The sequence below is a fragment of the Chitinophaga niastensis genome (assembly GCF_003014755.1).
Taxonomy (GTDB): Bacteria; Bacteroidota; Bacteroidia; order Chitinophagales; family Chitinophagaceae; genus Chitinophaga; species Chitinophaga niastensis.
Map to the genome: position 1 here is coordinate 1,606,420 of NZ_PYAW01000001.1, position 14,706 is coordinate 1,621,125.

Below are 14,706 nucleotides of genomic sequence, written 5' to 3' on the forward strand. Positions count from 1 at the left end.
AACAACCAAAATTACATTATGAAAAAAGTCAAATCAATCAGTTCCAAACTGATAATGGTTACTGCTTTGCTATGCTGCCTGCAATGGTCAGCCGCACAAAATTTAATGGCCACCAACCGCGATGGCCGCCCACCTGCAGTATCACTCATCTCAGTAATCAATGAGCTCGAAGGTAAATTCGATATCCGCTTTAGTTACAATACCAATCTGCTGAAAGAAAAAACGGTGGTCATTCCGGGCACCACTATCTTCCAGGCGGATAATATTGAAGCCACCCTGAATAAGTATATCTCCCCACTGGATCTTATTTGCAAAAAAATAGGAGGAAAACTTTATGTAGTAAAAGCTGATAAAACAACGGACCTGATCATATCGCAATCGCCGGCAGCGGTTGCGCCAAAACAAAATATAAAAGGCACCGTAAAAGACACCGCAGGCAACGTACTTCCTGGAGTTACCGTTCAGTTGAAAGGCGCTTCCAGAGGGGTAACTACAAATAAAGACGGGCATTTTTCCATCGATAATGTAAACGATGGCGACGTATTGGTATTTAGCCTGATAGGCTATAGACCATCTGAATACACTGTAAAAGGACAGCTGTCATTTGATGTGGTATTAACTGAATTAACCACCTCCCTGGACCAGGTAATAGTAACAGCCCTCGGTATCAAAAGACAGGAAAAGGCACTCGGTTATGCCGTACAGAAAGTGAAAGGAGAAGCGGTACAAACGGTGAAAGGAGTAGACATGGTTACCTCGCTGACCGGCCAGGTTTCAGGGCTTGTGATTAAAAACTCTACGGAGTTTTTTGCAAAACCTACTATTGAATTAAGAGGCGAAGGTGCGCTGCTGGTAATTGACGGTGTGCCTTATGGTAACATGACCCTGCGTGATGTTCCTACAGATGATATCGAAAGCCTGGATGTACTGAAAGGACCCACTGCATCTGCATTGTATGGCTCCCGGGCTTCCGGTGGTGTGATCCTCGTTACTACTAAAAAAGGAAATGGTACCGGCCTGTCTGTGAATATCAACAGCAATACAATGGTCCAGAGCGGCTTCCTCGCCATCCCTAAAACACAGCGCTCTTATGGCCGCGGACAAAACGGAAAAATAGATAACGATTATGTTTGGGGACCAAAACTGGATGCCGGCAATACAGCAAGAGACTGGAACCCTGTCACCAAACAGTTTGAAGACAACAGACCACTTAATTCCGTGGGCAAAAATAACCTTAAAAATTTCATGGAACCGGGTGTTGTCACCAACAACAATATCAACGTATCACAGAGTGGAAAATATGGCAGCTTCCGCGCTTCCATGAACCACATTTATAACAAAGGACAATTTCCCAACGCCAAATTAAATATGTACAATTTCACCTTGGGCGGTGAATTAAAAGCAAGCGATAAATTTAATCTCGAAGGCCACATGGGTGTGAGTAAAAGAATGGCTCCGCAGATATGGGGCACCGGCTATGGCAACCAGGGATATATTTACCAGCTGACTATGTGGACAGGCGCCGAATACGATATCCGTCAGTACCGCGATTACTGGAAAACACCCAACCAAACACAGAACTGGATGTACACCAACTGGTATGATAACCCTTACCTTATTGCCAATGAAAAACTGGACGGCATACAACAAAATACAACCAATGCCAGCATGACGGCCAACTATAAGTTCTCATCCGATCTTAATTTGCTGGTACGTATTGGTTATGATATGTACAGTAATAAAGAAACACTCACCAATCCCACTGCAAATATCTATTCAACAAGAGGCGGCTGGAATGCAAAAGGTTTATATAGCATCAATAATACCTGGGGCTGGAGCACAAATGATGATGCAATGCTGAGCTATAATAAAAAAGTGGGTGACTGGAGCTTTGATGCCATGGTTGGTGGAACTATTTACTACTGGGTAGATGAAGGTCTTAAAGCCAGCACCAAAAACGGACTAACTTCCCCTACCTTCTTTTCACTGAACGGATCTGTAGAGCCGCCTGCCTTTTCACCTTCCTATGGCAGCAGACAAGTAAACAGCTTGTACGGAAGAGGAGCTATCAGCTGGAGAAATACAGTGTTTATTGATGCTACCGGCCGTAATGACTGGAATTCTGCACAACCCAAAAATAACAGGGCTTACTTTTATCCTTCTATCGGATCAAGTATAGTTTTGTCAGAATTAATAAAGATGCCTGCTTTTACTGATATGTGGAAGATCCGCGGTTCCTGGGCTACCTTTAAAACACCGGCAGATGTATATGCTATTAACCGCCTGTATAGCACCACCACATCCGCATGGAATACTTTAAACGCCGCAAGTTACCCCAGCGGCTTGCTTGGCGCCAACCTGTTACCCAGTTCACAGCGTACCTGGGAAATAGGTACCGCTGCCTACCTGTTTAAAAAACGCCTGAATGTAGATGTTGCGTACTTCAATAAATACTACTATAACCAGCAAACTTCCGTTAATATTCCCGGCTCCTCAGGATTCTCTTCTACACTGGTGAATACCGGCGAAACATACGTGAGAAAAGGAATGGAAATAACGCTCAGTGGTACTGTGATCAAAAAGAAAGGATTCGAATGGATGTCAACTATTAACTGGTCTAATCAACACCGTTACTACGTGAACCTCGATGCTGTATATTCTGCTCAAAGCCCATGGGTAAAGAAAAACGAAAGAATGGATACCTATACAGATAACTACTGGCTGAGAGATCCCAATGGAAATGTTATTCATAACAACGGTTATCCGGTAGAAAGTGATTATGTACAAAAATATGGTTACAGCGATCCTGCTTTCAGTTTTGGGTTTATCAACAGTGTCAACATCAGGAATTTTACCGTAGGTCTTAATATAGACGGACGTATCGGAGGCCTGTTGTATAACTATATTTATGATAAGATGTGGGATTCCGGTACCAATCCTGAATCTGATAACCAATATCGTTATGATGAAGTGGTGAACGGATTAACCAATTACGTAGGTAAAGGCGTGAAAGTAATTTCCGGAAGTGTAGCTTACGACAACTTCGGAAAAATCACCAGCGATACCCGTCAGTATGCAGTGAATGATACCAAAGTTTCTTACCAGAATTATGCGCAGAATTTCAGAGGTGGAGATCACGGCGCACAAAAGAAAACATTTGTAAAAGTGCGTGAAATATCTGTCGGTTACCGGTTTCCGGCTGCTATGCTGGCAAAGGGCGGTATAAAGAATGCTTCTGTTTCATTAACTGCACAAAACCTATTCCTTTTTACAAAATTCAAATTTTCAGATCCTGATGTGGATAATGAAAACCTGAATGCGCCATCGCAGCGTATGGTAGGGGTTAACTTCAAAGTAGGGTTCTAATATCTTCCATCATCAAAGAAAAATCTCATGAAAAATAACACACTGAAATATATATTATCGATACCGCTGGTAATGGTTATGAGTGCCGGATGCTCCAAGTTTGATACGATCAATACCAATCCAAACAGAACTACACAGGTGAGTGCTGCCATGCTGGCTACCAACATGATCCTGAACATTACCCGGAGTGATATCAGTTCAACCAAAGGATTTATGCAGCCTTTTCTGCTCAGTAAATATCTTACCTGGGGAGAAGGACAGGAAGGTTTTCAGTATAATAAATTCGGAAGAGCCAACTTTGACCGGATTACGCTGTTGCGCAACATACCGCCCATGATTGCCAATGCGCCGGATGATGGTCTTAGGAAATCATATAGCGCATTGGGGCACTTCATCAGGGCCTGGCAATTTTTTCAGGTGACGATGCGCGTGGGCGATATCCCTTATGCGCAGGCAGTAAAAGGGGAATCAGAGAATATCATCCAACCGGCTTATGATACACAGAAAAACGTTTTCATGGGAGTGTTGAATGAGCTGGATAGTGCTAACCTTCTTTTCGCACAGGGAACAGATTTTAGCGGAGATCCCATCTATGGTGGTAAGGTGGATAACTGGCGCAGGCTTACAAACAGTTTTCAACTACATGTGTTGATGAACTTGTATAAAAAAACGAGTGATGGAGATCTGAAAGTAGTGGAACGTTTTAAAGATATCGTTGCCAACAGGCCGCTGATGCGTACTTACGCAGATAACTTTGCACTTACCTATACATCAGCGGCAGGACAAAACTATCCCTGGTCAGATGTGCCGGCAGGTTCAGGTAATTCCTTCGTAAAATCTAATTACACCATGCTCTCCGCTACGTTGATAAACCCATTGAAGTCGTTACAGGATCGTCGCTTGTTTTATTATGCAAAGCCTTCCCAGGTGAAGATAGCAGCAGGTAAACTGGCTTCCGACTGGGATGCTTATGTAGGAGCTGAGCCATCTAATTCGTTCCCCGATCTGCAAACGATGCGTTTGTCTAAAGATTATGCTGATCTTAATAACCGTTATGTAAATCTCGTAAATGCAGAGCCGGTAAGCGTTTTCAGTTATCAGGAACTACAGTTTGTACTTGCCGAAGCCACGCTCAGGGGATGGATCTCCGGTGCACCGGCGCAATCCTACTATGCAGCAGGTATCACTAACGCAATGAAGTTTACTGCGGCCTTTACGCCCGATCTGGAAGATTATCATCACAACATGAAAATAGATGACAACTATATTCAAACGTACATCACTGCTGTAGCGTTGACGGGCAGTGTACAAAATCAGTTATCGCAGATTATTACGCAGAAATATCTCGCTGGTTTCCTGCAGGGTTGCAATTATAATGCGTGGTATGAACAAAGGCGTACCGGATACCCTGTATTTGTGCTGAATTCAGCTACCAACCTGAATACACCTACTACACAGTTTCCTGTGAGATGGCTTTATCCATCAAATGAATTAAGCTACAATAATGCTAACCTGGATGCTGCCATTCAAAGCCAATTCGGAGGAAGCGATAATGTGAATGCCGTGATGTGGTTATTAAAAGACTAGTAGCATAAAGAGAGGCCGACCCGAAAAGTGCTGATATGCTTTCGGGCGGCCTCTTATGTCTTAACCTAATATTAATCAATTGATTTTAACCTGCGATAAAACCAAAAGTAACCATCACTTACATTCTTCTCCCATAATATCAGAGAGTCATGAGACTGCTTTGCGCCTAGTATTTCCTGGTTACTTAACTCCAGCACCCATTCCGGCTGCATAATAAAATTACTGTCTACCTTTATCAGGCGGTAGGTTAAAGAATCCTGCAGCACACCATTCTTTACTCTCTTGTACGTACCATTCTTAATCGTTAGTATCTCCGTGTAATTAACAATAACTGTTTCAACACTGATACCACCCGTGTAGGAAAATAGCTGCCATCCGCCTTCAATACCTTGTGGTATTGTATTAGGGTGACTTTTTTTGCAGGCCATAAATACAGTGACGGCAAGGAGGAAAATAAGAAAGTAATTTTTTTTCATAACGTATTTGTAGTATTATAATTTACAATTGATGAAGGTTTGGTTTATTTTTTCCAGATAGCCTTTCATGTAAACTGGTCCGCCACCAAAATCTATATAAAATACCCTGGCAGTATCATTCGCTGAACCCTTTGATGTAAAGGTCCAGAAAGGCATATCTGCAGCGCCTCCGAGACTGAAGCTTTTACCTCCCTCGGCAATTAATTGTTGCAGCGGAAATATTTTAAAGTAAGGTATTAAGCTGTCTGATAAAGCATCCGAAAGCTGGGTAAGATGGCCATTGTCTTGTACTTTATAGGCGGCGCTGGCCGTAATTCTGTAAACACCCGGATTAGATTTCATTACGCTAAATCCCCCGGTTGTAATATCCAGGTAATCACTTTTCACCTGAGCTCCTTTATCTTTTTTGCAGGCTATAGAAAATAGGCTTAGGCATAGCAATGCCGCTACAGTTGATTTGGCTGATATCATAATAAAGGTTTGTGTATTGAGATAATTTAACTGTATGTATAGCGGGGAAAGAAAGGAAAAGTTACAGACCGTAAATAAACAAAATAGCTTGATAAGGGGAGAAAAAATCACCTGACGTGAGGATCACATCATTATAATATTTGGGAGAGGTACAATATTCAGGTGCCTTAGGAGGCTTAATTAACTACCTTATTAGCGCAGCTACTGCTGGCAAAGGCTTCTGGCTTGGCTTTGAAGGCAAAACCCATACCCAGGATATAACCCATGGCTTCACGGAGTGCCAGGTTACTTTTAAATTGAGGGTTGGTATTGATGTCTGCGTGTACTTCCATGTCTACATCATATTCAGTAAACAGGTCGCACAGTTCATACGCAATCTCAATACTTTTGGCTACTTCTACCAGCATACGTTCTTTGATAGAATAGCGGTCTTTCGTTTTTTCATTATGGATAAACATAAATCCGCCATGACCTTCCCGCAGGAAAACGATTACGGTAGCAAATTCAGTATCCAATCCTTTTACCTGGGAATCAGTACCAATGCACACTTTCAGCCGAAAGCCGTTACCTGTTTCGCGAATAATGGCCTGACGAACTTCGTCTTTAACCGGAAGGTGAATAACCTCTCCATTAAATCTTCTCCATTGCATAAAAATTATAATTAAAGGGTGAACATGCGTATTGGGTCCGTTATAATGCCTGCCTGATGAAGTAATACCATGCGCTTAATGGGTCAACAATATGGGATGTATTCATGGGGGGATAACATCGATACATTACGAATATACGAAAAAGCTGTTAGCATTCACTAACAGCTCATTATTAAAAAAGCATTAATATTTGGAGGAGATGACCGGCTAGAACTGACCAGTACTCAGCAATACCAGCGTACAGGCTTCCACTGGCTGAATATTATGTTGCCTGGCAATATCTTCCAGTTCTTCATTTTCTGCACCGGGATTAAATATAATGCGGCGGGGTTGCAACTGCAGGATATAGTCGTAATATTCCTTCTGCAAAACAGGATTCAGGTAAATGCTCACAGTATCTACCTGCTCCAGTGCCGGATGTTCTGTAATCACAGGTGTGTCTCCGATAGTGGCAGCACGTTTTCCGATGGCCACCACCGGATGCCCTTTGCCAGTAAGCCTGGTAACAGCCATATTGCTATATCTTTCCGGGTTGGGTGATGCACCCAGCACAACGGTGAGTTTTTTATTGTTATTGGTTTCCATGTATCAAAATTACGAAATTCAGAACAAGTGATAAACGCTGCGGGGCAAGTGAGCCAGGATATCTTTAAAGGCTTCATTCACCACCGGATACTTAAATGTAAAACCGTCCTGTAAAGCCCTTGCAGGCACTACCCATCTGCTTTTTAGCAATAATTCTGTTTCGGTACCAATTAATAATGCGCCCATCTTTAATAAAGGGGCAGGTGCCGGAATTCCGAAATGGTGACCTGCCGTATTGCGTAATGCTTTCATAAATGCCTGGTTGGAAACAGGGTTTGGTGCAGTACAATTATACACTCCGGTAAGCGCTTCGTTTACCATCATCCATTCCATCATCCGGCAAACATCGGTGATATGAATCCAGGTAAACATTTGTTTACCATTGCCCTGGTAGCCGCCCAGTCCGAATTTGATGAGGTTCATATAAGGCTGCATTACACCACCTGTTTGCCATCCTAACGTAACGCCTATACGTAGTATTATTTTTCGTGTATGTGTTAGCGTTATATCATTAAAAGTTTTCTCCCACAGTTTACAAACCTGCACAGAAAAATCGTTTTGTATTTCTCCGGTAAATTCATCCATGGGACGGTCTTCTGCATGTCGGTATATGGTAGCGCTGGTGGCATTGATCCATAATGCTGGTGGCGTTTTTAAAGTGTGAATGGCAGCCCCGAGCACCTTGGTGGCATTGATTCTGCTGTCAAATATGGCCTGTTTATTTTTGTCTGTATAACGGCAGTTCGCACGCTTGCCGGTCAGGTTAATGAGCAGGTCTGCATTTTCCAGAAAGGCTGTATAAAACCATCCGCTATCGTTAGCAGTTTCGGTTTTAAATTTTTGTCAATTCAAAATTTTCAGTAAGTATTGAAATGTATTAACAAAAAAAAATTACTTGATGAGTTTTAGCAAGCTGCTGTAAAACCAGTTTTCTTCTGATTTAATAAAGGCACTGATAGTTCTATCAGTTTGTTGTGCAAACTTGTTGATGTTGGAGATGGAATCTTTGAACGCTTTCAGTTCTTTGTCTTTAGGGTCACCTTCTGCCTGCTGGAGTTGCAGCAGCACTTTCATAATAGGGTCCAGTTCACGTTTCTTTCTTTCGCGGGCAATATAGGTAGCCACTTTCCAGATATCTTTTTCTGCTACAAAAAACTCTTTCCTTTCGCCGGGAATGAGGATACGCTCTACCAGGCCCCAGTTAATCAGCTCCCTTACATTCATATTAGTATTACCACGGGAAATGTTCAGTTGCTCCATGATATCATCTGCACTCAAGGGATCGGGCATCACCAGCAGCAACGCGTGAATCTGAGCCATGGTGCGGTTAATGCCCCATTGAGCTCCTAAAGATCCCCATGTTTGAATAAACTGTGCTTTTGCTTCCACTAAGTTCATGTAGGTCGTAGTTTTATAGCGTGTACTATTTATAAGACCAAATGTATATCAAGTTTTTGAACTTTCAAAATCTAATGAAACACTTTCATACAGGCACAAAAAAAGGCGGAGTATTCACTCCGCCTTTCGTATAGCTATTATCGTTAGTTTAAACCAGCATAGTCACCGGATTTTCCAGGTAACCTTTCAGGGTAGCCAGGAAACGTGCGCCTACAGCGCCATCCACACTTCTGTGGTCGCAGCTCAGGGTCAGTTTCATGATATTGGCTATTTTCACCTGACCTTTTTCCACAATCGCAGTTTCTTTGATACCACCTACTGCCAGGATCGCTGAATCCGGCGGGTTAATGATAGCAGTGAATTCGTCGATACCCAGCATACCAAGGTTGGAAATGCTGAAAGTATTGCCGCTGAATTCCTGTGGTTGCAGTTTCTTGTTTTTTGCTTTTTCGTACAATCCTTTTGCTTCACCAGCAATCTGGCTCAGTGTCTTTTGATCAGCAAAGCGGATCACCGGAACTATCAGGCCATCTTCTATTGCTACAGCAGAACCAATATGTACATGTTGATTATGACGGATAAAGTCGCCCATCCAGCTGCTGTTTACTTCAGGGTGCAGACGCAGCGCCAGGGCAGAAGCCTTGATCACCATGTCATTGAAGGAAATTTTAACCGGAGAAATTTCGTTGATGGCTTTACGTGCATCCATCGCCTTATCCATATTCACATCTATCTTCAGATAGAAGTGAGGAGCAGTAAATTTGCTTTCGCTCAAACGCTTGGCAATTACCTGGCGCATTTTAGAGAGCGGTGTATCGGTATAACCTTCCTGTCCGGCTGGTACAAAAACAGGAGCAGCAGGAGCTACACCATTTTGTGCAGCAGGAGCCGCAGTGGCGGCAACAGCAGGAACAAAGCTATCTACATCTTTCTTAATAATACGGCCACCATCACCGGAACCGGTTACCTGGTGAATGTCGATACCTTTTTCTTCCGCCAGCTTTTTAGCCAGTGGGGAAGCTTTGATACGACCATCTGTATTATTATTAGAACCTGTAGCTGCTGCAGTAGTTACAGTAGATGCCGGAGCAGCACTTTCAGCAGCAGGAGCTGCTTTTGCCGCCGGCGCAGCATTTTCAGCCGCCAGGATTGCATCTATATTAGTACCCTGTTTACCTACAATAGCGATGATGCCGTTTATTTTAGCAGCTTCACCTTCTTTTACACCTACATATAATAAAGTACCGTCGGCATAGCCCATTACTTCCATGGTCGCTTTATCAGTTTCCACTTCTGCCAGTACATCGTCATTCTTCACTACATCACCTGTTTTCTTATGCCAGGCTACTATCTTACCTTCTGTCATAGTATCGCTTAACAGCGGCATACGTATAACAGTCGCATTTTTCAGTGCTTCTTTTAACGCAGCATCATCAACGGCAGGTGCAGCAGCGGGAGCGGCCTGTGGTGCAGGAGCAGCGGCTGACTGAGCCGGCGCAGCAGGAGCGGCGCTTTTATTATCTTCCAGTAAAGATTTGTAATCTTCTCCCGGTTTACCTACAATGGCAATAATTCCGTTTACTTTAGCTGCTTTCCCTTTCTCCACACCAATATACAACAGGGTTCCTTCTACATAACCCATTACTTCCATTGTTGCCTTGTCGGTCTCTACTTCAGCTATAACATCGTCTGCCTTTACTGTATCGCCCACCTTTTTATGCCATTCCGCAATCACCCCTTCCGTCATCGTATCACTCAAAAGGGGCATTCTGATAACTTCTGCCATAGTGTTTTATTCAAAATTTTGTTCAAACCTACATGTTTTTGCGCAAAAACGCAAAGAAGGAATTGTAAACTGTTTAAAAATGACTATCTATCGTTAATATTTAATCAGAGAACATATGATTAAAAATCCAGCTCCATATTAAGTCTGTCTTTCAGCTCCTTTACCAGTGGGTATTTTTCTGACATTTGTTGAAACTGCTCTCTGCTGGAAAGCGGTGCTGGTCCTATGTCCTGCGTTTGCTGGCTTTCATCCAGTTGCAGGGTGAGAACGATCGCCGGATTGTTAAATTTCTGTTTCAGAAAATCAGCAATCACCAGTTTTTCTTCCTCCATAAACCGGAATTGTACAATGTTCCGGCTCACAATACCCACTTCGGCAGGAGCCAGTAACTTCAGCTGTGCCAGCTGAAGATTGCTTACCACCGTCATTTTATTGGCCTGTCGGTACAGATCAATAAATTCTTCCCAGTACACATGGATGGCACCCATCGTAAGCGGAATGATCTGTATCTGGGTAGTGTCCTGTTGTTTGGCTGCCATGGCTTCTTTCATGGCGGCAAGCCCTGTTAATTTATTCGCCGGGGCTGGTGCAGCTTTGGTAGCTGCTGGTGCAGCAGTGGTTGTATCGGTTGCCGGCGCAGGTATATTTACCGGAGCTGCTGGTGCTGGTGTGGGCGCAACAGGAGCCACTGCAGCGGGTGCAGGTGCATTTTCGCTTACGGGCGGCGCAGGAGGTGCGGTTACGGTATCTACTGTTAAACGGGCTGCCGGCGGAGGCGTAATACTTTCTGCTGTAGCCGGGCGTTCAGTAATAGTTTTAGCCGTTACCGGCTGTGCGGCTGGGGCACGCAGCTTTTGCGGCACAGATCCGTCAGCTACTAACTTTTTTTTTGATACCTCCCCATTACTGTCATCGCTCACCAGGGTTACGGCCTGCTGCAGGTAACACAGCTTTATCAGCGCCATTTCCACATGTAAGCGCTTGTTGCGTGCCATACGGTAATGGATCTCTGTTTCATTAAGCAGATGCAGTGCTGTGATCAGGTAAGCAGGACTTATCTGTCCGGATAACTGTTTATAGCGTTCTTTCAGATTACCCGATACTTCCACAAGATGAAGGGCTTTGTCTTCTTTACACAGTAACAGGTTGCGTAAAAATTCTGCCCAGCCGTTCAGGAAATTATCTCCCTCAAAACCTTTCTGTAAAATTTCATCAAATATCAGCAGGGCAGTAGCAATGTCCTGTTGTAATACAGTTTCCATCACCCGGAAAAAATAATCGTAATCCAGGATATTGAGGTGCTCCAATGTATTCTGATAGGTAAGATGCCCACTGGTAAAACTTACTATTTTGTCCAGTGTACTCAGCGAGTCGCGCATACACCCATCGGTCTTTTGCGCAACCAGGTGCAGGGCATCTGCTTCTGCTTCAATATTTTCTTTGGTACATATCTCCTGCAGATGATCTACGGTATCCTGTATAGTAATGCGTTTGAAATCAAATATCTGGCACCGGCTCAGGATGGTAGGCAATATCTTATGCTTTTCTGTGGTGGCCAGAATGAAGATCGCATATGATGGCGGTTCTTCCAGCGTTTTTAGGAAAGCATTGAAAGCTGAGGAACTAAGCATGTGTACCTCATCTATAATATAGATCTTGTATTTTCCTGCCTGTGGAGCAAAACGTACCTGCTCTACCAGGGTACGGATATCATCCACTGAGTTGTTGGAAGCCGCATCCAGCTCATGAATGTTAAAAGAACTGCCTTCATTAAATGATTTACAGGAATGACATTCATTACAGGCTTCCCCATCCGGCTGCAGATTTTCGCAGTTAATGGTTTTAGCCAGGATGCGCGCACAGGTAGTTTTCCCTACCCCACGCGGCCCGCAAAACAGAAAGGCATGCGCCAGCTGGTTATTGCGGATGGCATTTTTAAGAGTGGTGGTAATATGTGCTTGTCCTACAACCGTTGAAAAGTTTTGTGGACGGTATTTACGGGCTGAAACGATAAAATTCTCCATATGACTGCTACGCTTTCGCGAGCGCCGAAAATACGCACAAATTCAGTAAGAGAAAAATGCGGAGCATAGGCGTCGCTTTCCCAGGGTCTTATCCTGCTGATTCTAAAGTTAAAATAAATTCTAAATATGACTTTTTTAATAATATGATACTGTTGTTATAATGCTCCATCATAGCAGAACTGATCTCATGTAGTTCTTTTATGGCCATGTAATCCGGCACCATATCTTTTATAAATACACAATCATGCAGCCTGAATCTTTTTAATTTCTCTTCCATAACCGGAAGCAGGGTGCGGGATACATTGGAGCTGGTGGTGATATCCTGTACCAGCTTCCGGAAATTCCAGCATTCAGCAGACAGTTCATCTAAAGAAGGCGCCAGTGCTTCAATAGTACACCCGTTGGTATTAAATAACTGGCTGATACAATGAATAATCCGGATAACCTGGTCGCTAAGCCGGTTGCTGGTTTGCTGATGCTGTAATATTTCCTGGTATTTGTCTGTCAGCGCAATGGCCATGGCGGGGCTCCTGCGCATGGCCATGGTATAATGATACCTGTAGGCCAGCCGATCATGTGCCAGCAGCCATGCCAGTTCTTCCTGCACCCGTGCGGATAACTTATTTGCCAGCCGCGGAGCTTTGCCTGCCCTGTACTTTTGCCCGTCAAATTCAAAATACCGTGTCTGAAACTGTCCTGTACCAATGGCCTGCAGTGTTTCTACGTCTTGCTGATCGCGATAAAAGGAGCGCATCCGCGTAATGATATCCGGATGATAAATAGTTCGCAAAGTACAGGAATGCGCTTCCTCCGGCATTAGCAGTTGCGTGGAAGCCGCATCCATGCTGGCAAAGGTCCGGTTGTCGTAATAATCGTTAAATGACTTGGGATATTCGTATAGCCGGTGGCGTTGGGTGAGCTCTTCTATAAAACCGGCAGGTGTTATCCAGTTGAAAGTTTCATCAGCAGGTGTTGTAAAATCATATATCAGCGCTGTAACATGTTCCTGTAAACTTTCTGGTTCATTAAATAGGTCCCAGGCACTGGTATTGATCTGTTCGCAGGACACATTTGCCAGTAAATAACGTGCTTCCCTCGCTTCACGCGTGGGATGTGAGGTCCACTGATCACGCAGCTGCACACGGCTTTTGAGAAAGGTATGGAAGTAGGTGTCCGGAATAACAGGCAGTGCTGCATCATCCAATACTGCATGATGCTGGGCTGCGTAGTATTGGATCAGCGCACGTTGCACCTTAAAAATATTGCGGAAACGCAAAGCTTTTTCTGCCAGTTCAGGTAATTTATGCAGACAATGATCCAGGCAATAACTACCGATTTCTGCCCGGCGCATACTGCTCATAGCCGCCGCTGTACCTGACAGTGATACTGCCAGCGCATCAGCGTGAAATTCCATTTCCCGGCTTAATTCCAGGTATTGACGGTTAATAAGATGATATATTTTTCTCAATAGAAATTGCATCACATTAACAACTCTGGTGGTTACATGCGCAAAAAAACTGAACAAACTTCCGGCACTGCCCCAGCGTATCACCAGCTCATTCCAGTTATCATTTTCATACAGCATGTTGTAAAGCATCTTGTTTAATGCGTACACATAGCTACCCAGTTTCATGCTCCGCTGCGAAAAATGTCCGAACTCATTTGCCAGTGCCATCTTAAACTCGCTGATGTTTACGCTGTTTACAAGTCCCAGCCCAATTTCCAGGTTCTTGCGCACCGGCCAGAACAAGCTTAAAAAGCTGGAATTATAAAATACCGTTGCGCTCACGTCAGGTACAACAAATATTTTCTTCGGAAAACTGATCCTTGTATCTTTTACCAGCTGTGTGATAAAGTCGAACAATTGCGGATGACTATTGGCGTGAATTTGCGTGCGATAAGGATTTGTGGGTTGACGTTTATTAAAAAGAAACTTAATCAGAAAAAACAATACCATTCCTCCCAGCAACATAAGACTTAAACTTATGATACCGGTTATCCATGTGGGATAAGCACGAAAAAGCACAATACCTCCTGCTATGCCGGATATAGCCAATGCGACAGCTGTTAATAACAGCACTATGTACAACAGAAAGAACAACACAACGCAGCTGATCACTTTTATTATCCGTTGTTTAAACAATAGCGTGGGTTGTATAAGCACAGGGTCAGCATTCCCCGGGCTCACAGGATATAAGTTGGTCATAACGATACATCAGATTAGATACGATAGTAACTTCAAAAGGGATTTAAAAGTATATAATATTAACTTATTAGCTTTCAACGTTGTATAGGATATTCATATGAGGCCACTGATTACCCTGCTGTAGCGGCTTTTACAGGAATTAATTTTCTTATATTTT

General features: G+C 43.6%; 11 protein-coding genes. 2 read left to right on the forward strand and 9 right to left on the reverse strand.

Features of this window, described 5'->3' with window-relative positions:
• Positions 1 to 18: 18 nt before the first annotated feature.
• Together CLV51_RS06730 and CLV51_RS06735 are read left to right on the forward strand one after the other, a co-directional pair.
• Positions 19 to 3,366 (forward strand): SusC/RagA family TonB-linked outer membrane protein, encoded by a 3,348-nt coding sequence (locus CLV51_RS06730; RefSeq protein ID WP_106527207.1) that lies wholly within the window; start codon positions 19 to 21, stop codon positions 3,364 to 3,366.
• Positions 3,367 to 3,393: 27 nt separating this feature from the next.
• Positions 3,394 to 4,953: a SusD/RagB family nutrient-binding outer membrane lipoprotein gene (locus CLV51_RS06735; protein WP_106527208.1), complete on the forward strand. Its 1,560-nt coding sequence runs from the start codon at positions 3,394 to 3,396 to the stop codon at positions 4,951 to 4,953.
• Positions 4,954 to 5,024: 71 nt separating this feature from the next.
• Here CLV51_RS06735 and CLV51_RS06740 read toward each other — a convergent pair whose 3' ends face one another.
• The 9 genes from CLV51_RS06740 to CLV51_RS06780 form a co-directional block, all read right to left on the reverse strand.
• A complete protein-coding gene (locus CLV51_RS06740; protein ID WP_106527209.1) occupies positions 5,025 to 5,429 on the reverse strand; it encodes a hypothetical protein in 405 nt (134 codons plus the stop codon).
• Between the two features lie 15 nt (positions 5,430 to 5,444).
• Positions 5,445 to 5,900: a hypothetical protein gene (locus CLV51_RS06745; RefSeq protein ID WP_106527210.1), complete on the reverse strand. Its 456-nt coding sequence runs from the start codon at positions 5,898 to 5,900 to the stop codon at positions 5,445 to 5,447.
• Positions 5,901 to 6,076: 176 nt separating this feature from the next.
• Entirely contained in the window at positions 6,077 to 6,550 is a 474-nt protein-coding gene (locus CLV51_RS06750) for a ribonuclease H-like YkuK family protein (protein ID WP_106527211.1), read from the reverse strand.
• 207 nt (positions 6,551 to 6,757) lie between these two features.
• Complete coding sequence (locus CLV51_RS06755; RefSeq protein ID WP_106527212.1) at positions 6,758 to 7,135, reverse strand: CoA-binding protein; 378 nt, start codon at positions 7,133 to 7,135, stop codon at positions 6,758 to 6,760.
• A gap of 18 nt (positions 7,136 to 7,153) precedes the next feature.
• A complete protein-coding gene (locus CLV51_RS06760) occupies positions 7,154 to 7,924 on the reverse strand; it encodes a TIGR01777 family oxidoreductase (RefSeq protein ID WP_106527213.1) in 771 nt (256 codons plus the stop codon).
• Between the two features lie 102 nt (positions 7,925 to 8,026).
• A complete protein-coding gene (locus CLV51_RS06765; RefSeq protein WP_106527214.1) occupies positions 8,027 to 8,533 on the reverse strand; it encodes a GbsR/MarR family transcriptional regulator in 507 nt (168 codons plus the stop codon).
• 148 nt (positions 8,534 to 8,681) lie between these two features.
• Positions 8,682 to 10,319 carry a pyruvate dehydrogenase complex dihydrolipoamide acetyltransferase gene (locus CLV51_RS06770; RefSeq protein WP_106527215.1) on the reverse strand — a complete coding sequence of 546 codons (1,638 nt, stop codon included), beginning with the start codon at positions 10,317 to 10,319 and terminating at the stop codon, positions 8,682 to 8,684.
• 119 nt (positions 10,320 to 10,438) lie between these two features.
• Positions 10,439 to 12,343, reverse strand: coding sequence for a DNA polymerase III subunit gamma/tau (locus CLV51_RS06775; RefSeq protein WP_106527216.1), 1,905 nt, complete (start codon positions 12,341 to 12,343; stop codon positions 10,439 to 10,441).
• Between the two features lie 88 nt (positions 12,344 to 12,431).
• Positions 12,432 to 14,549, reverse strand: coding sequence for a M48 family metallopeptidase (locus CLV51_RS06780; protein ID WP_106527217.1), 2,118 nt, complete (start codon positions 14,547 to 14,549; stop codon positions 12,432 to 12,434).
• Positions 14,550 to 14,706: the final 157 nt, after the last annotated feature.